Genomic DNA, 20,579 nt, shown 5'->3' with positions numbered 1-20,579 from the left:
CTCTATTCTGAGATTTGACCTTTTTCAAATACTTAACGATTTCCGTACGTATCAAACCAAAGCTGAATGTATCCAGCAGTAACACGTTGTGCATCCATTAAACGCTTACCTGTCATTGGTGTAACTTCAGCGCGCCATTTATCTGCATATTCTTGTGATACAGCAGCTCTCACGAACCAATCTTTCGTATTATCATTTACAATGCCAGCGTAATCTTGTTTCGCAACTACTGCCGCTCCATGAATCCAATCTTCTGGATTCGTACCTTTCCAGTTCCAATATCCATTTCCATCCGTTACTTTATAATTATCTTTTATCGTATCTACAAAGTTTTCATATTTAGAATGGAATCCTTGTGGATACGAAAGGTTCGTAAAGTTTGCCGCATGCATCGGTTGGTTTACATCCCCTAAATAATGAAGAGATAATCCTAAATAGAAGAATGCTTGTTTCATATCTTTATTTTTGTAAGACTCACCAGCTAATTTAAAATATTTAGCTCCAGTTTCCTTTGCCTGCTTTGCATACGGAATATAAGTTTTCCCATTGTCAGGATCATAGAAATGTGAAGCAAATGTGCTATTATCATAATAAGGATTTTCATAGTCAGCAGCATAAATACCGTTCTCTAACTCAGTACGCCATTCATTTAATAGTGCAACTCGCTCTTGTTTTACAAGTGTTGTATTACGAGACATAATATCAACTGCACGGTTTACAATCCATAAATGAGAATTCACGCCTTCTTTATGTTTATCTTCAGCAGACCAGCGCGGAATAACTCCAAATCTCTGTCCCCCATCATTTTCATGAGCAAATGCAACACTTTGTAATGGAGCAACTAATGTAATAGCTGCCGCTAAAGCAAGTACTTTCTTTTTCATATAAAATCCTCCATTTTATAATTGAATTATTGTAAACATTTTGTTAGGATCCTATGATGTCGTCCGGTTAACCTATGACTAGAATATCCCACCTTTCACGAAATTTCTATCACTAAATTAAAATATGCAAATGTTCATATCATTATAACTTTATACACAGTGAATATAATGAATGAATACACTTTCATTTTAATAAACTATTATTAAGGCTTGTCTAAACTAATGTAAAAAAAGAGTAAAGCACCCACATGCTTTACTCTTTTTTTCTATTCGATAATATACTTGGCAATTGTACATTAACTGCTAACTTATGAATAAATCCAAACACTAATCCAATCCCAATAAATATGTATAAGATTGTAAATATCTTTCCGAAATCAGTTTGCGGACTAAAATTCCCATCACCGACAGTCGTCAACGTGACCACACTAAAATATAAAGCGTCAATAGGACGTAACCCTTCAACTGTACTATAAAAAATCGTACCCGATAGTAAAGTCAAAATTGTTAATATGAATAATACTTGAAATTCTTTATCTTTCCACGCTCGTAAACAAGCTCTTAACATTCGCTTTAAAGTTAACAAAAATGAAAGCATTAGATTCTCCCTTCCAAACAAAAATACATTTAGTCAAAGGAAAGTCTATCACCTTTCAGTATAGAAAAAAAGTAGCCCTCTTCTATTTCTAGAAAAGGGCTACTCTTTTCGATTCTATCTTATTTAGGTGAAACAAGAATTTTCACTTGTGTTTTATCTTTTACAAGTGCTTCAAATCCTTCTTCAACAACTTGATCCACTGTAATTTTTTTCGTAATTAATTTCTCTGCTTGAATTTGACCGGAGCTAATCAATTTAATAACAGCTGGGAAGATGTGACGGTATCCTAAAATACCAATAACTTCTTTTTCTTTTAATACTAAGTTATTTGGAGTAATTGTTGCGTCTTTTTCCCATACACTAACAATTACAGTTTGTCCTTCGAAGCTTGTACTTTCAATCGCTTGACGTAGTACAACTTCAACACCTGTTACTTCAAAGCTAACATTTACACCTAAACCATTTGTTAAGTTACGAATCTCAGCTAACACATCTTGAGTTGCTGGATTTAATACATAATCCGCACCTGCTAATTTCGCTAACTCTTGACGTTCTTTAGAAAGTTCAACTGCAATAACAGGAGTTGCTCCTGCTGCTTTAGCTGCTTGGATAACAAGAAGTCCAATTGGCCCGCAACCAAATACCGCTACAGCTTCCCCTTCTTTTAATTTACTTTGACGTACTGCATGAACTGCTACTGCTGCTGGTTCTACAAGCGCACCTTGTTCATACGTCATTTCATCAGGAATGTGATGAACCATATCTTCTGGTACTACTGTATATTCAGAGAAACCGCCGCCTTCTCCGCCAAGACCGTGGAAAACAAGTTGTTCACAAACATTGTAATGTCCATGTTTACAAGCTTCACATTTACCACAAGAATAAATTGGTTCTACAACAACGCGGTCTCCCACTTTATGAGATGTAACTCCTTCACCAATCTCTATTACCTCACCACTAAACTCATGACCTAAAATAACAGGTGCTTTCACATGTGTTAATGGATGTTCTTCTGTTGGAATAAAAATAGGCCCTGCTAAATATTCATGCAAGTCTGTCCCACAAATACCACACCATTTAACTTTGATTTTCACTGTTCCTGGTTTTACTGTTGGTTCTGGTACTTCTTCTACTCGTACATCACGTTGATTATGCCAAAGTAGTGCTTTCATTTTATACATCCCTCTCTATGTATATACTTAACCTGGTGAAGTTTACGATTCTATTATAATACTTCTATCCATATATTTCAAAAAAACAATCGCATTTTCACTAATTTTTTACAAATAACGTTCAATATTTTGTCACTTTGTACTTTTTTCCACATCTGTTAATTCAATTTCATTGCAGGTGAAATTAGCATTGTGCCATAATAGCATAGGAGAGGTGAATATCGCTTGAAATATTTTATTTACTTTATCGTTATCGTGGCATTTTTAGATACATTTTCACAATTACCTATTATGAGTACTTTCGCTCAAAGCCTTGGAGGAACTCCTCTTATTATCGGGCTAGTTGTCGGTATGTACTCATTCGCTAATATGATCGGTAATATTATTGCTGGAGCCGCTGTCGATAAATTTGGTGCAAAAAAAATCCTTTATATAAGCATGGGAATTACGAGTTTCATAGTCTTGTTATACACCGTTGTTCAAAGTGGTGAACAACTATTAGTTGTTCGCTTTATGCATGGATTTAGTGATGGCTTTTTAATTCCTGCTGCCTTTACATTTTTATCAAAACAAACAAATGCAAAAAAACAAGGAAAAGCAATGGCTCTATCTGGTGCTGCTGTTGGAACAGCGGCAATCGTCGGACCTGCTTTCAGCGGTATTATGAAAGCAACAGCTGGCGTAGAATGGGTCTTCATTACTATTTCTATTTTAATGGCTCTTGGTACAATCGTATCTCTATTCTTCTTACCAAATAACGTATCAAGAAAAGATACATCAAGAACGCAAATGATGAACAAAGAAGATATGGTTGAACTTTTAAAATCAGAACCGTTATTACAAGCATATATTGGTGCTTTCACATTAATGTTTTCACAAGGAATTGTCACTTATATGTTACCAGTAAAAGTTGAGGCATTAGCGCTTAAAGCATCTACAACAGGCATGATGTTAAGTGTATTCGGTATAACTGCTATCCTCTTCTTCTTGCTTCCAACAAATCGTATTTACGATCGATTTAATCGTTCGAAACTAATGCTAATCGGAATTGCAGTTATGGCATTCGCATTATCTTTACTCGGATTATTTGCTACAAAAGGTATGCTCTTTATCGTAATGATGATTTATGGAATTGGATTCGCGATCCTCTTCCCGTCTATTAACGCTTTACTCGTTGAAAATACTACAGACGATAATCGCGGAAAGGCATTCGGATTATTTTATGCCTTCTTCTCATTAGGAGTTGTTGCTGGCTCCTTTACAGTCGGCGCAATCGGAGCATCACCTAGCGCTAGCTTCATTATCGGGACAGCATTTTTATTAACATTTGCTGGGATGATTTATGTAAGAAGCAAAGTAAAAAAGACAATGATGGGATAATCCATCGTTGTCTTTTTTAAAATGCATATTGATATAATCCATAATATAATGGAAGCGTTGGAATAATTCCAATTACTTTAAATATAAAAGGTAACGGCTCATCTCGCTCTTCATATAAACGAAAAACAAAAACTGCAGTTAAAGTCCAAATAATACTAAACACGAAGATACATTTCCAAACGATTGGGGTTAATATTTGTATATCAAATACAAAACCAAAGAGCCCTATCCACATAATAATAGATACTACAAAGTCAAACTTTTGAATTGGTGTTTGAAACATACCCCTTACTAACGAAATAATAGCTAACATTGCTACAATAACTAAATATATTTTCCAAAGCATAATGACAATCTCCTATTCAATTCAACTTTTAACTTTCAACAAACCATATTTAATAAATAATATAGCATTATATTTTTCATAGAAATAATACAATGGATAACAAAATAAAAAGAAAATAAGTACAGTTGGTACATTGTCTACAATAGAAAAATATTTTACTAGTAATTCCTTAATACTCTCTCCAATAATAATAAACAGTGGAATTATACAAATCATCGCTAATATTAAACATGGCGTTATCCTTATTTCTTTCAACTTCACCTTACAATGTGGACACCTTAATGAAAAAGGATGCGGGAGATCAATAATATGTTGTACAGTAATATCCCCTTCACACTGTGGACATCCAATAACTTCTTTCATTTATCGCTTACTCCTTTCTATCTATAAAAAGAGCCCTATCGAATAGAACTCTTTTTTGCCCAATATATTACTTTTGTGTATAACCAAATAACAATGTAAATAAATTGGGCCGTAAAGGCAATAATACTTCTCTTCTTTTAAAAAGAAAGTTTATAAATACCGACGATACTTCGACAATTTCCTCGGAAATATTTCCTTTCCCCACATAATTTGATACACTACACATGAATAAACATTTGTATTACATGAACTAAAATAATAACTTACTGTACAAATTAAAAAGCACATCCTTCATTTGAAGAATGTGCTTTTATTTTATTAACGTCTAATCCAAACAGCACCTGCCGACTTATCTTCTGCTTGTCCAACAACTTGGAATTTAAGTCCAAGGTTTGGAACTTTGCGTCCTGCATCAGCAATTTGTTTATTACTATATACTTTTGAATCATCAAATGTTGTAACACCTTGTAATCCATTATAATTAAATTGTCCACGTGTTAACGAATTTACACTCCATGCTGGTGTTTGATCAAATGAAAATGCAGCGTCTGCAATTTGCATGCCCGTATTACCGTACGCTGGTTTCCCGTTCAAATTACCAACAAGTGCTTCTGGATGAGAATCTACAACCCCAAGGAATCCTTCACCTGGATGCACCCCAACCCAGTTATCTTTAAAGCTATCATCTGCATACCAAACGACAAGACCTGTATTATACACTGGACCTTTTCCTGCTTTTAATCCATTATCTGATCCCGCATAGTTTCTCCATTCTAAGTAGTAATAATGAGCTTTCTTCTCTGTCCCATCAGAAACAACAAAACCATTTAAATTCATTTTAGACTGTCCTTCTGCATCATCAGAAAATACAACTTGTCCATCAACAGTTGCATTCACATTATCCATCGCAAAACCTTTATATGTTACAGCCGGATCTGTAATATAGTCGAATTGTAGTTTCACTTTTTTCCCTTTAAATTGACTTAAATCATATGATTTATCAATCCATTTCCCATCTGTTGTATCTTTATCTCCTTGGACTACTTTTTCTCCAAGCCTATCAATTAATGTTTTCGTTCCATCTTCTGTTACTGCATGTACTTCGACGAAATCGCACTCTGCTTCTAACTCATAATTTGCTTTATAATTGAATGTTGCATTTGTTCCTTTTGTTAAATCAAAGAATGGTGTCTCTAACGTTGTATGCATATCATCGCCTCTTGTACTATAATATGCATGCTTTCCAAACTCCGGTTTAATCGTTTCAACACTTTTACCTGGTAAGTTAACACGTACAACGCCTGGACGATTTGATTTCGTAACACTTTGATCAATATAGGTAGGAACTCCCACACCACTCTTAATTTTATCGTAATCTACTTCTAATATTCTTGCCCAGTTGCCACCCATATTCTTTTGTAAGAAGTCTTTATTTTGTGGTGAAAAACTTGTCGGCTCCGTTCCTGCGACTTTTCCTGTCCAACTACCTCCACTCATTAATGACCAAGCTTCGACAGGTGAACCATTTCCAGTATATTTCGTGTCATATTCATCTGGTAATCCAAGATCATGTCCAAATTCATGCGCAAACACACCTACAGCTCCATCTTCTGGTTCAATTGTGTAATCATGTGCTGCTACTTTTCCACCAAAGTAATCTACCTTTGATTTTGTACCTTCAATCGCTACTGGATCTACTGCTAATTTTGAACGATGTGACCAGATCGCATCATCACCTAATTTACCACCACCTGCTTCTTGACCAACACCAGCATGGATTACCATTAAATGATCAATTACACCGTCAGGTTCATTTTGATTCCCATCCCCGTTTGTATCATATCTATCAAATTGATCAAATTGAGATAAATCTAGTCCTTTCTCAGCAGCTGCATGCAAAGCTTCTTTCACTAAATCACGTGCACCTTTCGGACCTTTATTATCGTGACCACTGCTACCATCAGCTCCATAATCAGATGCTTTTCCTGGAACTGTTAGCCACTCCGTTACATATCCGTCTGTCGTATAACTACCACCAGACTGCTCTTCATAGTATTGTTTAAACGTTTTTACTTTTGAACCATCAAATAATGTATAAGGCTCCTTACCGAACAACATCTTTTGATAATGTTCTCTACTAAAGTCTTTCGAATACATATAACCTGGTGTTTGATCAATATTATTATGTTTATAATCACTAAATTCAACGAGTAGCACTAATACTTTATCTGATCGAACAGATCCTTTATATGGAGCTTGCTTTGCTTTTGAAGTTGGAACTTGCCCATTCAATTGCTTTTTATTTGGTTCTGGCTTTTGCTCAAGATTAATATTTTTTTCAGTCTTTTTTACATTTTCCTTTTCTTCCATCTTTTTCTCTTTTAATTTTTTTGTGAAATCAGACGTTTCTTGTGAGTGAGCATCTGGAAGAATTTCTTTGTTCGCCTGATCTCCTTGTTTCTTTTCAATATATTGCTCGACAGCCTTTTTCGTCTCTTCTTTAGAAGATGCTGGATTAATTGTTCCTCTTTCTTTCAAAGCTTCCGCTAAACGATCTTCTTGAATTAAATTGTAATCAATTGGCGTTGTAGACACATTCTCTTTCTCTTTTGCTGGCGTTTCTGCATATGCTAACGGCGCACTCATTACAGATGTGCATCCGATAATTGCTGCAATTGCTAATGATGACAACACTTTAAATGGGGCTTTTCTTCTCATTCCATTTCTCTCCTTTTATAAAACTTAAAATTCAGATAAATCGGTGCGTTTTTGTCGAAATCTCTGTTTACTACCCTCCCTATATAAAAAGACATAATTCTATAAACATTGAACTTTCTGTTATAGAATCATGCCCTCCAGTTTTCTGGTCAGACCCTCTATCTGTTTATCCCTTGGTAAAACTAATACTCAGTGTGCTGATGAACAAAGCCCCCACTGATTAAAGTTTCACTTTATATCGAAATATGAAAAATAAAGAGTTATGTGATATATATTAAATATCTTATATAACAAATTTAAAAGACAATATGCAAAATTGCATGAAAATTCTTTTAAATAAAAAGAATCCTAGTCAATTAAACTAGGATTCTTGATTTTCTATTATTTCTCTTGTGTTTTTTCCCAATCAGCTAAGAATTTCTCAATTCCTTGATCTGTTAATGGGTGCTTCACTAATGAAGCAATTACGTTTGCTGGGATTGTTGCAATATGTGCACCGTTTAATGCTGCATCAGTTACGTGAACGCTGTGACGTACAGATGCTGCAATGATTTCTGTTTCGATGCCATGAATTGCAAAGATTTCTGCGATTTGACGAATTAAATCCATACCGTTATGACCGATATCATCTAAACGACCTAAGAATGGTGAAACATATGTTGCACCAGCGCGAGCTGCAAGTAATGCTTGAACTGCTGAGAATACTAATGTAACGTTTGTACGAATTCCTAAATCAGAGAACGCTTTTACTGCTTTTAAACCTTCTGTTGTCATTGGAACTTTTACAACAACGTTTGGAGCAATCTTCGCTAATTCTTTTCCTTCTTCAATCATTTTATCAGCTTCTAAGCTAATTACTTCTGCACTTACAGGTCCTTCTATAAAGCTGCAAATTTCACGAATACGCTCATGGAAATCTACGCCTTCTTTTGCTACAAGTGATGGGTTTGTCGTTACTCCAGCTACTACGCCTAATGCATTTGCCTCTTTAATTTCGTTAATGTTTGCTGTATCAATAAAGAATTTCATTTGTTATTCTTCCTTCCTAATTTTCATTTTATATTTATTTATTTTTCTTAATAAGCTCTAATTCAATCGGAATAGATTTGTCCACTTTTTTACCTTGTGTTATCTCTTTTGCTGTTTGCATCGCCTTCTCTCCGATTAATTCCGGTTTTTGAGCGACTGTTGCAGCCATACGCCCATCGTTAACCGCTTTCACAGCATCTTCAGTTGCATCAAATCCAACAACTACTACATCTGTTTTTCCAGCAGACTTCAATGCTTCAAGTGCACCTAATGCCATCTCGTCGTTATGCGCAAACACGGCTTTAATATCGCTATTTGCTTGCAAAATGTTTTCCATAACAGATAATCCTTTCGCTCTATCAAAATCAGCCGCTTGTTTGGCAACTACTTTTAAAGACTTATCGGCTACGTTATGGAATCCTTTCCCACGTTCACGAGCAGCAGACGATCCAGGGATTCCTTCTAACTCAGCAACGTTTGCTCCTTCGCCGACTAATTCACGAATGTAATCACTAGCCATTTGACCACCTTCGATATTGTTAGAAGCAATGTGAGAAACAACCTTACCTGAATTCGCAACGCGGTCTACTGTAATAACAGGAACATTTGCTGCATTTGCCGCACTTACCGCTGAAGCAACAGCATCTGAATCGGTCGGATTAATAACAACTACATCGACACCCTTTTGAATTAAATCTTCAACATCGTTCGTTTGCTTCGCTGCATCATTTTGCGCATCAACAGCAATCAATTCGATGCCGCTATCTTTCGCTTTCTTTTCTGCACCCTTTTTCAAAGTTACAAAGAAGGGATTATTTAAAGTTGAAACAGAGAATCCAACTTTAATAGTTTTATTTCGACCTTTATCGCTAGAATCCTTTGCCCATTCTGGTGGTTCCATTGAACAACCAGCAGTAATGACCATAATACATGCAACGAGTATAAGTAACCATTTCTTCATGAACTGTCCCTCCATTATGCTTCTTTTCGGCGATCAATTAATACAGCTAGTAAGATTACAAGTCCTTTTACAACTTGTTGGAAGAAAGAAGATACACCTAATAAATTTAAACCGTTATTTAGTACACCGATAATTAGTACACCGATGAATGTACCAACAATCCATCCTCTTCCCCCAGAAAGACTTGTTCCACCTAATACAACTGCTGCAATTGCATCTAATTCGTAAGAAGTACCTGCAGTCGGCTGTGCAGAATCTAGTCGTGATGTTAAGACAATACCTGCAAGCGCTGCCAAAATTCCGGAAAGACCGTAAATCATTACTTTAATTCTCGTAACATTAATACCTGACAGTGCTGCTGCTTCTTCATTTCCACCAATTGCAAATGTACGACGGCCAAATGTCGTTTTCTTCAAAATGAAGTACAGTACTGCGAAAGCGATCATCATTGTAACAGCTGGTACCGGAATACCAAGAAAATAACCGCGGCCAAACATTTGGAACATTAAATGATCACCAAGACCAGTGATCGGACGTCCGTCCATATAAACAAGCGTCAACCCACGAAAAATAGTCATTGTTGCTAAAGTTGCAATAAATGGAGCTACTTTTCCTTTCGCAATGATGATACCGTTTACAATTCCCATTACAAGACCTGCTAATAGTCCAACTGCCATTGCAAGGAACGGATCCATGCCACTTGCCATCATTCCAGCAACAAGTGCACTTGATAATGCTAAAATAGAACCTACCGATAAGTCAATACCCCCTGTTAAAATTACGAAGGTCATTCCGAATGCAATAAGCGCATTAATCGATACTTGACGCAGTATATTAAATAAATTTGGAATTTCAATGAACGCTGGATTTAAAGCTGTAATTACGACGATAATTAATACTAAACCGATTAAAGAACCGAGTTGTTGTAATACATTCCCCTTCTTAGCCATCCTTACTCTCCCCCTGTAGCTAGTGCCATAATAGACTCTTGTGATGCCTCATCTTTCCCTAAAATGCCGCCGATTTTTCCTTCATGAATGACAAGAACTCGATCACTCATCCCTAAAACTTCCGGAAGCTCAGATGATACCATAATAACGGCATCGCCTTGCTCTGTAAGCTTATTCATGATAGAGTAAATTTCTTTTTTCGCTCCAACATCTACACCTCTTGTTGGCTCATCTAAAATAAGTAATTGCGGATGAATGCCTAGCCATTTTGCGATTACAATCTTTTGCTGATTTCCACCAGAAAGAGATTTCACTGTCTGCTCCCCGCTAGATGCTTTCACATTAAGAAGCTTCATCATATCTTCTGTAAACTGCTGTTCTAGCTCGTTACTTAGAACACTTCCCTTTGAAAGACTTTCTAAATTCGGTAAAGCTAAATTTTCTCGAATTGAAAAATCTAACACTAACCCTTCAGACTTTCTATCTTCTGTAATGAAAGCAATTCTTTGTCTAATTGCATCTATTGGACTATCAATTTTTACCTCTTGTCCATTTATAAAAATTTGTCCAGAATCTAAAGGTTCATAACCAAATATCGCTTTCATAATATCAGTGCGTCCAGCCCCCATCAAACCAGCTACACCAAGGATTTCACCTTTTCTTACTTGAAACGAAACATTTTCAAATTTTCCTTTTTTCGTTCCGTTACGCATTTCAAAAATGACATCACCAATTTGACTATTTCGCTCTGGGTAACGTTCACCAATGCTGCGCCCCACCATCATACTCACTACTTCATCAAATGACGTTTCTGGAATTACTCTCTTTCCGACGTATTCTCCATCACGCAAAATCGTAATGGCATCACATATTGAGAAAATCTCTTCCATACGATGCGAAATGTACACGAATGAAACACCTTCTTTACGTAACTTATTGATTACTGTAAAGAGCGTTTCGATTTCACGATCCGTCAGTGCCGCAGTAGGTTCATCCATAATAATAACGCTCGCGTTTGTCATTAACGCTTTCGCAATTTCGATAATTTGCTGTTGTCCAACCGATAGTTCCTCTGCTAACATAGCGCCTCTTACATGCAATCCTAGCTCTGCTAGTTGCTGCTGCGCAATCGCGTTCATTTGTCGAGTGCGTAAAATACCTGTTTTCCCATACATTAACTCTTTACCGAGAAACATATTTTCAGCTACTGTTAAATTCGGCAATATGTTTAGTTCTTGATGTATAAATGCTATGCCGTACTCTTCAGCTTCTTTCGCATTTTTAAAGGTACGCTCTTGCCCATCAATCGTGATTGTCCCACCATCTTTTTTGTATACACCTGTTAAAATCTTCATGAGCGTTGATTTACCCGCTCCATTTTCCCCCATCAATGCATGGACTTCTCCTGTTTCAATCATAAACTGTGCATTCTTCAAAACAGGATTACCATTGAACGCCTTTGAAATGTTTTTCATTTCAATATGCATTCCCATCACTTCCCTTTATTAAAAAATCACGCCTGCATGTAAAATTACATTTGCATAAGGCGTAGCCTCGCCTGTACGAATAATCGCCTTCGCTTTCTTTGTATGCTCTTTAAATTGTTCGTGAGATACATACTCAAATGCTGGCTCTATTAATTTCTGCTCTATTTCTTTATTTACTTCCGCATTATTTATAATGACTTCTTCTGCTAACGTCACTTTTTCGATTGCCATATCATCAGCTACAACTTGTAACACCTCTAAAAAACTCGGTTTTCCAATCTCAACAGCTAAATCAATTCGTTTTACTCCATCCGGAATCGGTAATCCGCAATCAGCAATTACAACCGTATCTGTATGCCCAAGTGAAGCAAGGACTGCCGCGATTTCACTGTTTAATACACCATGCTTTTTCATCCAACAATCACCTGCACTTCACGTACTCGATCTCTCGTTGGCATACCGCCCTGTGCTCCAAGTTTCGTTACAGAAAGACCACCGGCAATATTCGCGAAGCGAATTGCTTTTTGAAGTGTCTCTCCTTCAGAAAGTGCAACTGCTAACGCACCATTAAATGTATCACCAGCTCCAGTTGTATCCACTACATCAACAGCAATGCTAGGAACATGTACAATCTCCTTGCCATTATAGAAACGAACACCGTTAGAACCTTCTGTCATCAATAGTTTATTTGGATATTTAGCCAGTAAATCTTCAATTGGTGATGTAAAATCATTTAATACGATGCGGCACTCATGTTCATTTGGCGTAATATAAGTTGCTTTTTCTAAAATTTCTTCTGATAAAACTTGTGCTGGCGCTGGATTCAACATAACAGGAATATTATGCTCCTCACAAATAGCCAATACATATTTTACTGTTTCAAGTGGAATTTCTAGTTGAAGAACAACCATATCCGCTTTTACAAGAAGGTCTTTGGAGCAATCTACAACTGACTTATTTACAAGAGCATTTGCACCTTGTACGACAACAATACTGTTATCTTCTTCTGCTAAAACGATATGAGCAATTCCTGTCGTTCTATCTGTAACCGGTACCACATAATCGATAAAAATGCGTTCGTTCTCTAAATTTTTTCTAACTACTGTTCCATAATCATCATTTCCTACAGCTCCAACCATTGCTACATTTGCTCCTAACCTAGCTGCAGCAACTGCTTGGTTTGCCCCTTTCCCTCCTGGGATTGTATGAAACGCTTCACCAATTACTGTTTCTCCTGCTTTCGGCCGTTTTTTTGAAACAGCCACTAAGTCCATTGAAATGCTTCCTACTACTGCAATATTTGGCATCTGTTTCATCTCCTTACTTCGTTGTATTTCGTTCTATAATTTCAATCGGCAAACGATAGTGTTTCTCTTCTAATGTATTTCCTTCCATTTGCTCTAACAACAACTCTGTTGCAATTTTTCCCATTTCATATATCGGTTGTGCAACTGTTGTAATAGATGGATACATCATTTCTGTTAAAGAAATTCCATCAAATCCGATAATTTGTAAATCATCTGGAATGGCAATCCCCTTTTGAAGTGCGGCCTTTACAATACCAATCGCAATTAAATCATTCCCAGCAACAATACCATCAATATGCGGGTATTCTTCTAATAATTCCATCGCTACACGCTCACTATTTGCTGGATCAAACGTACTCTCTGCAATCATATACGAAAGATTATTTTGCGTAATAACGTCTACAAAACCTTCAAAACGTTCATTTGCAGTACTCACATCACGTGGACCGCGAATATGTGCAATATGTTTACATCCTTTATCTAGTAACAACTTTGTCGCAGCCTGACTTCCTGCATAGTTATCTGCATATACAGTAGGAATACGCTCATTAAACATACGGTCAATCGCAACAACCGGGACAGATAAATTCATGTAATTAACACTATTTTGTGGATTCGTTGCTACAATAAATCCATCTACATTATTTTGTCTAAGTACATCAATGTATTGTTTCTCTTTTTCTAAACTTTCATCAGAGTTACAAAGGACAACTGTGTAACCTTGTTTATGTGCTACATCTTCTACGGCACGTGCAACTTCTGGAAAGAACGGATTCACGATATTTGGAACAACTAAGCCAATTAAACGAGACTTTTTATTATACAGTGAACGCGCTACTGTACTAGGCTTATAATCTAACATCTCAATTGCACGCTCTACCTTTTTTAATGTATCTTCGTGAACATATCCATTTTTATTTAAAACTCTGGAAACGGTCGCAACAGATACTCCCGCTAATTTCGCAACGTCTTTAATCGTACTCATTCTCTTTTCTCCTCATTTCATGTAACCGTTTACAGAAAATAATATAACGTATTTCTAAAAATACGTCAATCATTTCTCACTAAAAAGCTTTTAAGGTTATACTCAAAAAAGCACCGCCATAAGGCGATGCTTCTTCATTACGAGTATGATACAGTTTTTTCTTTTTCTTCTACAGCAGGCTCTTCAGCATCTTTTTTACGATCTGATAGTTTAATTTTTTGTAAGAAAATCGTAAAGATGGCACCTACTACGATAAATACTAATCCTGTTAAGAATACAGTATGAAGCGAGTCTACTAAAGAGTTTTTCAAAATAGGTACAATGCTGTTAGCAAACGCTTCTGGCATTTGTTTTAATGCCTCTGGGCTAAATAGCATCGAATATAAACCTTGTGGATCTGTGTGAATCATATCTTTAAATTTCGTTACCATTTGTCCCGCTTCTTTCGGGAATGTATCTAATACAGGTACTAATTTATTTGTTAACGTTGTACCTGAAGTGTTATTCATAATTGACCCTAAAATTGTAATACCAAATGTTCCACCAATTTGACGGAAGAACTGACTTGATGACGTTACGACACCAAGGTCTTTTTTCGGGAAGCTTTCTTGTAACGCTAATGTTAATGTCGGCATTACAAGACCCATTCCTAAACCGATAACCATCATATAAGAAGTAGCTGTAAGCTTCGTTGTGTGCATATCCATCGTTGTTAATAACCAGAAACCACCGGCCATAATAAGCATACCTGCGATAATTTGTGGTTTTACACCAACTTTTAGTACAAGTTGCCCACCGATAATACTCATTACAATCATTGTAATCATCATTGGAGTCATAATTGTTCCTGATTCAGCAGCACTTACTCCTACAATACCTTGCATGAAGAATGGTACAAACATAATCGCGCCGAACATTCCAATACTCATAAAGAATCCAATCGCATTCAGTATTGTAAATGTGCGATTTTTAAAGAAATGCATTGGTAAAATCGGCTCTTCAGCTTTCGTTTCAACAATAACAAAGCTAACGATACCAATTACAGCTAGTGCAAATAAACCGATAATTTGCCAAGAATCCCATGCATAATCTTTTCCGCCAAACGTTAGCGCAAGTAATAAACTTACAACACCTAGAATCATCGTAAAGATTCCAGCGATATCAATTTTAATTGGTCCTGTTTGTTTATGTGATTTTAATCCCATTGCAATAAAGATTGTTGCTAAAATACCAACCGGTAAGTTAATGTAGAATACCCATCTCCAGTTCACTGCATCTACAATCCAACCACCAACTTGTGGTCCAATTACAGAAGCAAGACCGTATAACGCACCAAAAATACCTTGCCATTTCGCACGTTCTTTTCCCGTGAACATATCTCCAATAATAATCATAGCCATTGGCATCATAATACCGCCACCAAGACCTTGAATACCACGGAAAATAATTAATTCTGTCATACCATTCGCCATACCACATAACGCCGAACCAATCATGAAAATAACTAGCCCTGTTATATATACGTTACGACGACCAAGTAAATCCGCTAATTTACCTGCAATTGGTACAACTGTCGTTGATGTTAACATATATGCCGTTGTTAACCATGTCATTAAACTTAATCCGCCTAGGTCACCGACGATACGTGGCATTGCTGTACCAACAATTGTTCCATCTAATGCAGCAAATAGCATCGCGATTACTAAACCGATTAACAACAACTTTCTATTTTGATTTTCTTGTTGCTCCATGTAATCTCCTCAATTCCTCTTAGTTATTCTCTTTTTTCTCTTGTGTCCCGCAAATAATGGTTTCTAACTTCTCAAAGAGACGTAATAAATCTTCTCTTTCTTGCAACTCTAAATGTGAAAAGTATTTTGCAATATGCTCGTTGCGAGCTGTCATTGCCTCTTCTACTCTAGCTTTCCCCTTTTTCGTTAACTCGATGATGACAACACGACGGTCATCTTTGTCGTGATAGCGTTCTACAAGTTCTTGATCGATTAGACGATCAATCATCACTGTAATCGCGCTAGGCTTCACATACATCTTTTTTGCTAATGTTGTCGCTCTTGAAGCCCCATAATGATCTAAAATCTTTAAAATATAAAACTGCGGTGGTGTAAGTCCTGTTGCTTGCATTTGTTCTAATAACTCCGTCTGCATTTTCTTTCCAATCGAAAAGGCAAGAGCTTGAATTTTATCGATATGCGTCATATCATTTGGCATGTTATCCACCTCTTATTTAAACAATAAAATATTTAACGTATTTAAATATTAATCCCGCGAACAAAATCCGTCAATACTTTTATTCATAAAAACGTTTACATTTTTGTCACAAAGTTGTATAATTTTCGACGAAGTTAATATTGACAGTCACGGAGAAACGGAGTACACGGCTATGAATCATAAAAAAGGAAACTTTTTTATATTTCATGGCCTTTTTATATTCTCTGTCTTAAAACGCTTCGAATTAATTAGGGGAGGATTTTCATTTTATGTTTTTCACACAATTATTTAAACCTGCGCCCCACGCGGAACGCTTACCAGCTGATCGCGTTGATAGCGAATACCGTAAATTACGTTTACAAGTATTCTTAGGTATCTTCATCGGTTATGCAGGCTACTACTTTGTTCGAAAAAACTTTTCACTAGCAATGCCATACTTAATCGAGCAAGGCTTTAGTAAAGGGGAACTTGGGGTTATCCTTTCAGCAGTATCTATCGCTTACGGATTAAGTAAATTCTTGATGGGTATCGTATCCGATCGTTGTAATCCTCGCTACTTTTTAGCAGCTGGGCTATTTTTATCAGGTATCATTAATATTATTTTCGGCTCATTTTCTTTCATTACAACGAGCATTATACTTATGTTTGTACTTCAGTTTTTAAATGGATGGGTACAAGGTATGGGCTGGCCTCCTTGTGGCCGTACGATGGTTCACTGGTTCTCTATTAGCGAACGTGGTACAAAAATGTCTATTTGGAACGTCGCTCATAATGTCGGCGGCGCGCTTATGCCTTCTCTTGTAACATTAGGCTTATACTTCTTCGCAGATGACTGGAAAAGTATTTTTTACTTCCCAGGTATTCTTTCAATTTTAGTTGGTATTTATGTATTAATTACAATGAAAGATACGCCTCAATCTTGTGGACTACCTTCTATTGAAGAGCATACTGGAGAATATCCACCAGATGAGAAAATAAAAGATCGCGAACGCGAACTTTCGGCAAAAGAAATTTTATTTAAATACGTACTAAACAATAAGTTTTTATGGTACATCGCTATTGCGAACGTTTTCGTATATTTCGTACGTTACGGCGTTGTAGACTGGGCTCCTACTTATTTAGTAGAAGAAAAAAGCTTTACTCATAGTAGCTCACGTACTGCTTACGCTCTATATGAATGGGCTGGTATTCCAGGTACACTTCTTTGCGGATGGATGAGTGATAAACTATTTAAAGGACGTCGTGCACCTGCTGGTATTTTATTTATGGTTGGTGTATTTATCGCAGTTCTTGTTTACTGGTTAAACCCTCCTGGTAATCCAATGGTTGATAGTATCGCACTTGTCGCAATTGGATTTTTAATTTACGGACCGGTTATGCTAATTGGTCTACACGCTCTTGACTTAGCACCAAAGAAAGCTGCTGGAACAGCAGCAGGCTTAACTGGATTCTTCGGTTACTTAGGCGGAGCTGCTTTCGCTAGTGCCGCTATGGGCTTTATCGTAGATGCATTCGGATGGGATGGCGGATTCATCTTATTACTTGCATCTTGCATACTTGCAATGTTCTTCCTTGCCCTTACTTTAAATACAGGGTCAACAAAACAAAAGCAAGCTTAAGTACAAATATTATACTTATCAAAAAAAGAGAGACCATTCTTTCCAGAATGCCTCTCTTTTTTCTACATATAAATCTTTTTTCTTACAAAAGATTTATTTTCCTCTCATATATATGTTAGCGCTTCCAAATCACTTCAATACCTAATACAACTGCATTCCACTTTTATATAAAAAGATTTTTGAATATTTTTTCAACTTATCCTTGTCAAACATTGTCAATTTATATTAAAATAACAACATACAAAATATTTAGTCTTTTCAGAAAAGATGGAGGGATAGCCATGAAGAATCCACTTCTTCGTATTGAAAACTTGCAAACTTCCTTTCGCATACAAGATCAATATCATGCAGCAGTTGATAACGTTTCGTTAACTGTCCATGAAAATGAGATTGTCGCGATAGTTGGTGAATCAGGTTGCGGAAAAAGTGCACTTGCCCTTTCTATTATGCGACTGCATAATGAAGCAAATACAAAATTACAAGGGCAGCTTTACTATAGAGATAAGGACTTACTAAGCATGTCAACCGCCGAAATAAACAAAGTACGCGGTTCAAATATCGGAATGATTTTCCAAGAACCTCTTACAGCACTCGATCCTCTTATGACAGTTGGAAAACAAATTGAAGAAAACTTAGACTACCATACAAGTCTTTCGAAAGCAGAAAAGAAAGAACGCACTTTAGAACTACTCCATCAAGTTGGTATTCCAAAACCAGAACTTACATATAAACAATACCCACACGAATTATCTGGCGGAATGAGACAAAGAATTGTTATCGCAATTGCAATTGCTTGTAAGCCAGGGCTCATTATTGCAGATGAGCCAACAACTGCACTTGACGTAACCATTCAAGCGCAAATTTTAGATTTATTACGTTCCATTCAAGAACAAACGAAAATGGGCATCATCTTAATTACACACGATTTAAGCGTCGTGGCCGAAACCGCTGATCGTATCGTCGTTATGTATGCAGGACAAGTTGTAGAAACAGGAACAGTCGAAGAGATTTTTAATAACCCTCTTCATCCATATACTCGTTCCTTATTAAATTCAATCCCGTCTACATCTGCTGAAAAAGAAAAATTACATGTTATTCAAGGCGTTGTACCGACATTAGCTAAGTTACCTCGCACAGGTTGTCGATTCCAAGCACGGATTCCATGGATTAGACCTGATCAACATGAAGAAAATCCCGTTTTACATGAAGTAAAACAAGACCATTGGGTACGTTGCACTTGCTACAAACACTTCAACTTCCAACATAAGAAAGGAGATGACGTAACTCATGGCACTGCTTAAAGTAGAAGATTTAAAAGTACATTTTCCAATTAAAGGTGGTGTTTTCGGTCGTACATTAGATTACGTTCGCGCTGTTGATGGCGTAAGCTTCGAACTACAACCTGGCGAAACATACGGAATCGTTGGGGAATCTGGGAGCGGCAAATCAACAACTGGAAAAGCAATTATGCACTTAACAAAAGCGACAGGCGGTAGTATTCATTTTAATAATAGAGATTTAACAAAATTAAGTCGCTCAGAACTAAGAGAACAACGAAAAGATATTCAGATGATTTTTCAAGATCCTTATTCATCCTTAAACCCGAAGAAACGTGTTATGGATATTATCGCTGAACCACTTCGAAATTTTGAGAAACTCTCACCTGATGAAGAGCGTAGAGCTGTTCAAGATTATCTTGATAAAGTTGGCTTAAATCCTGAGTCTATGTATAAATACCCACATGAATTTTCCGGTGGACAAAGACAGCGGATTGGTATTGCACGCGCACTTACATTAAAACCGAAGCTTATTATCGCGGACGAACCTGTATCTGCACTTGACGTGTCGGTACAAGCTCAAGTTTTAAACTTCTTACAAGATTTACAATCTGAACTCGGACTAACATACCTATTTATTAGTCATGATTTAGGTGTAATTCGCCATATGTGTGACCGTATCGGTGTTATGTATCGCGGACGCATTGTGGAAGAAGCAACTAGTGCTGAAATTTATAATAATCCACAGCACATCTATACGAAGCGCCTAATATCAGCTATTCCTGATATTCGTCCAGAAAACCGCGAGCAACAACGTAAATTGCGTCGTGAGGTAAGCGTTGAGTATGAGAAATCATACGAAAATTATTTCAATGAAAATGGTCGTGCTTACGATTTAAAACCAATCTCGCCAACACACCGGGTGGCATTACCTTAAGGGAGTGATAAAACATGTGGAAATTTATATTACGCCGGGTTTTAGTTATGATACCGCAATTATTCATATTAAGCGTACTCGTCTTTACACTGGCTAAGGCAATGCCAGGTGATGCATTAAGTGGCGCTGAACTAGCAAACCCAAAAGCCGATCCAAAAGTGCTCGAAGAACAACGTGAAAAACTAGGTTTAAACGATCCTATTCCCACTCAATATGTAAGGTGGATTTCAAATGCTGTACAAGGGGATTTCGGTATTTCTTACGCACATAAAATAAAAGTAACAGATATTATCGGGGAACGTCTTGGCAATACAATACTGTTAGCTCTTCTTATTCT

At 36.8% G+C, this 20,579-nt stretch carries 19 protein-coding genes and 1 pseudogene; 5 read left to right on the top strand and 15 right to left on the bottom strand.

Features of this window, described 5'->3' with window-relative positions; translation table 11 throughout:
• Positions 1 to 32: 32 nt before the first annotated feature.
• From cerA to bdhA, 3 genes are all read right to left on the bottom strand, one after another.
• Positions 33 to 884: a phospholipase CerA gene (gene cerA / locus MR170_RS10545; RefSeq protein WP_043935143.1), complete on the bottom strand. Its 852-nt coding sequence runs from the start codon at positions 882 to 884 to the stop codon at positions 33 to 35.
• 253 nt (positions 885 to 1,137) lie between these two features.
• Positions 1,138 to 1,482 carry a potassium channel family protein gene (locus MR170_RS10540; protein ID WP_043935144.1) on the bottom strand — a complete coding sequence of 115 codons (345 nt, stop codon included), beginning with the start codon at positions 1,480 to 1,482 and terminating at the stop codon, positions 1,138 to 1,140.
• Positions 1,483 to 1,601: 119 nt separating this feature from the next.
• Positions 1,602 to 2,654, bottom strand: coding sequence for a (R,R)-butanediol dehydrogenase (gene bdhA, locus MR170_RS10535; protein ID WP_000645827.1), 1,053 nt, complete (start codon positions 2,652 to 2,654; stop codon positions 1,602 to 1,604).
• 225 nt (positions 2,655 to 2,879) lie between these two features.
• Here bdhA and MR170_RS10530 point away from each other — a divergent pair, with 225 nt between their 5' ends.
• On the top strand, positions 2,880 to 4,034 hold the full coding sequence (locus tag MR170_RS10530) for an MFS transporter (RefSeq protein WP_043935145.1): 1,155 nt from the start codon (positions 2,880 to 2,882) through the stop codon (positions 4,032 to 4,034).
• A 16-nt stretch (positions 4,035 to 4,050) separates the two neighbouring features.
• Here the strand turns inward: MR170_RS10530 and MR170_RS10525 are convergent, their stop codons facing one another.
• From MR170_RS10525 to MR170_RS10470, 12 genes are all read right to left on the bottom strand, one after another.
• Positions 4,051 to 4,380: a hypothetical protein gene (locus MR170_RS10525; RefSeq protein WP_043935146.1), complete on the bottom strand. Its 330-nt coding sequence runs from the start codon at positions 4,378 to 4,380 to the stop codon at positions 4,051 to 4,053.
• A gap of 21 nt (positions 4,381 to 4,401) precedes the next feature.
• Positions 4,402 to 4,743 carry a hypothetical protein gene (locus MR170_RS10520; RefSeq protein ID WP_016083518.1) on the bottom strand — a complete coding sequence of 114 codons (342 nt, stop codon included), beginning with the start codon at positions 4,741 to 4,743 and terminating at the stop codon, positions 4,402 to 4,404.
• Between the two features lie 318 nt (positions 4,744 to 5,061).
• Entirely contained in the window at positions 5,062 to 7,461 is a 2,400-nt protein-coding gene (gene inhA2, locus MR170_RS10515; protein WP_043935147.1) for a M6 family metalloprotease immune inhibitor InhA2, read from the bottom strand.
• Positions 7,462 to 7,842: 381 nt separating this feature from the next.
• Positions 7,843 to 8,490, bottom strand: coding sequence for a fructose-6-phosphate aldolase (gene fsa, locus MR170_RS10510; protein ID WP_000667666.1), 648 nt, complete (start codon positions 8,488 to 8,490; stop codon positions 7,843 to 7,845).
• Positions 8,491 to 8,524: 34 nt separating this feature from the next.
• Entirely contained in the window at positions 8,525 to 9,451 is a 927-nt protein-coding gene (gene rbsB, locus MR170_RS10505) for a ribose ABC transporter substrate-binding protein RbsB (RefSeq protein WP_000758976.1), read from the bottom strand.
• Between the two features lie 14 nt (positions 9,452 to 9,465).
• Complete coding sequence (locus MR170_RS10500) at positions 9,466 to 10,401, bottom strand: ABC transporter permease subunit (RefSeq protein ID WP_001074641.1); 936 nt, start codon at positions 10,399 to 10,401, stop codon at positions 9,466 to 9,468.
• 2 nt (positions 10,402 to 10,403) lie between these two features.
• Complete coding sequence (gene rbsA, locus MR170_RS10495) at positions 10,404 to 11,888, bottom strand: ribose ABC transporter ATP-binding protein RbsA (RefSeq protein WP_242308211.1); 1,485 nt, start codon at positions 11,886 to 11,888, stop codon at positions 10,404 to 10,406.
• Positions 11,889 to 11,906: 18 nt separating this feature from the next.
• Positions 11,907 to 12,302, bottom strand: a complete 396-nt coding sequence (gene rbsD, locus MR170_RS10490; protein ID WP_000716151.1) for a D-ribose pyranase — start codon at positions 12,300 to 12,302, stop codon at positions 11,907 to 11,909.
• Positions 12,299 to 13,195: a ribokinase gene (gene rbsK / locus MR170_RS10485; protein ID WP_043935148.1), complete on the bottom strand. Its 897-nt coding sequence runs from the start codon at positions 13,193 to 13,195 to the stop codon at positions 12,299 to 12,301. Before rbsK ends, rbsD begins: the two co-directional genes overlap by 4 nt.
• Before the next feature lie 13 nt (positions 13,196 to 13,208).
• Entirely contained in the window at positions 13,209 to 14,180 is a 972-nt protein-coding gene (rbsR, locus tag MR170_RS10480) for a ribose operon transcriptional repressor RbsR (RefSeq protein WP_000104047.1), read from the bottom strand.
• A 137-nt stretch (positions 14,181 to 14,317) separates the two neighbouring features.
• Positions 14,318 to 15,931: an MDR family MFS transporter gene (locus tag MR170_RS10475; RefSeq protein ID WP_000437647.1), complete on the bottom strand. Its 1,614-nt coding sequence runs from the start codon at positions 15,929 to 15,931 to the stop codon at positions 14,318 to 14,320.
• Between the two features lie 19 nt (positions 15,932 to 15,950).
• Entirely contained in the window at positions 15,951 to 16,409 is a 459-nt protein-coding gene (locus MR170_RS10470) for a MarR family winged helix-turn-helix transcriptional regulator (RefSeq protein WP_001132365.1), read from the bottom strand.
• 269 nt (positions 16,410 to 16,678) lie between these two features.
• Between MR170_RS10470 and glpT the strand changes: the two genes are divergently transcribed.
• From glpT to MR170_RS10450, 4 genes and pseudogenes are all read left to right on the top strand, one after another.
• Complete coding sequence (gene glpT, locus MR170_RS10465; protein ID WP_000466382.1) at positions 16,679 to 18,028, top strand: glycerol-3-phosphate transporter; 1,350 nt, start codon at positions 16,679 to 16,681, stop codon at positions 18,026 to 18,028.
• A 281-nt stretch (positions 18,029 to 18,309) separates the two neighbouring features.
• Positions 18,310 to 19,329, top strand: a complete 1,020-nt coding sequence (locus MR170_RS10460; RefSeq protein WP_029441571.1) for an ABC transporter ATP-binding protein — start codon at positions 18,310 to 18,312, stop codon at positions 19,327 to 19,329.
• Positions 19,316 to 20,242 carry an ABC transporter ATP-binding protein gene (locus MR170_RS10455; protein ID WP_043935149.1) on the top strand — a complete coding sequence of 309 codons (927 nt, stop codon included), beginning with the start codon at positions 19,316 to 19,318 and terminating at the stop codon, positions 20,240 to 20,242. Before MR170_RS10460 ends, MR170_RS10455 begins: the two co-directional genes overlap by 14 nt.
• Before the next feature lie 14 nt (positions 20,243 to 20,256).
• Positions 20,257 to 20,579, top strand: a pseudogene (locus MR170_RS10450) (ABC transporter permease); the annotation flags it as partial.

Source organism: Bacillus cereus group sp. BfR-BA-01524, assembly GCF_022662595.1.
Taxonomy (GTDB): domain Bacteria; phylum Bacillota; class Bacilli; order Bacillales; family Bacillaceae_G; genus Bacillus_A; species Bacillus_A thuringiensis_S.
Note: the sequence above shows the minus strand (reverse complement) of the source record. Positions and strands in the feature narration are given on the sequence as shown.

Bases quoted from the DNA above. Each gene is read 5' to 3' on its own strand.
- fsa (WP_000667666.1), bottom strand. From the start codon at position 8,490: ATGAAATTCTTTATTGATACAGCAAACATTAACGAAATTAAAGAGGCA.
- rbsA (WP_242308211.1), bottom strand. From the start codon at position 11,888: ATGCATATTGAAATGAAAAACATTTCAAAGGCGTTCAATGGTAATCCT.
- rbsR (WP_000104047.1), bottom strand. From the start codon at position 14,180: ATGAGTACGATTAAAGACGTTGCGAAATTAGCGGGAGTATCTGTTGCG.
- rbsK (WP_043935148.1), bottom strand. From the start codon at position 13,195: ATGCCAAATATTGCAGTAGTAGGAAGCATTTCAATGGACTTAGTGGCT.
- MR170_RS10460 (WP_029441571.1), top strand. From the start codon at position 18,310: ATGAAGAATCCACTTCTTCGTATTGAAAACTTGCAAACTTCCTTTCGC.
- MR170_RS10540 (WP_043935144.1), bottom strand. From the start codon at position 1,482: ATGCTTTCATTTTTGTTAACTTTAAAGCGAATGTTAAGAGCTTGTTTA.
- inhA2 (WP_043935147.1), bottom strand. From the start codon at position 7,461: ATGAGAAGAAAAGCCCCATTTAAAGTGTTGTCATCATTAGCAATTGCA.
- glpT (WP_000466382.1), top strand. From the start codon at position 16,679: ATGTTTTTCACACAATTATTTAAACCTGCGCCCCACGCGGAACGCTTA.
- MR170_RS10470 (WP_001132365.1), bottom strand. From the start codon at position 16,409: ATGCCAAATGATATGACGCATATCGATAAAATTCAAGCTCTTGCCTTT.
- MR170_RS10500 (WP_001074641.1), bottom strand. From the start codon at position 10,401: ATGGCTAAGAAGGGGAATGTATTACAACAACTCGGTTCTTTAATCGGT.
- rbsD (WP_000716151.1), bottom strand. From the start codon at position 12,302: ATGAAAAAGCATGGTGTATTAAACAGTGAAATCGCGGCAGTCCTTGCT.
- MR170_RS10455 (WP_043935149.1), top strand. From the start codon at position 19,316: ATGGCACTGCTTAAAGTAGAAGATTTAAAAGTACATTTTCCAATTAAA.
- cerA (WP_043935143.1), bottom strand. From the start codon at position 884: ATGAAAAAGAAAGTACTTGCTTTAGCGGCAGCTATTACATTAGTTGCT.
- MR170_RS10525 (WP_043935146.1), bottom strand. From the start codon at position 4,380: ATGCTTTGGAAAATATATTTAGTTATTGTAGCAATGTTAGCTATTATT.
- MR170_RS10520 (WP_016083518.1), bottom strand. From the start codon at position 4,743: ATGAAAGAAGTTATTGGATGTCCACAGTGTGAAGGGGATATTACTGTA.
- bdhA (WP_000645827.1), bottom strand. From the start codon at position 2,654: ATGAAAGCACTACTTTGGCATAATCAACGTGATGTACGAGTAGAAGAA.
- rbsB (WP_000758976.1), bottom strand. From the start codon at position 9,451: ATGAAGAAATGGTTACTTATACTCGTTGCATGTATTATGGTCATTACT.
- MR170_RS10475 (WP_000437647.1), bottom strand. From the start codon at position 15,931: ATGGAGCAACAAGAAAATCAAAATAGAAAGTTGTTGTTAATCGGTTTA.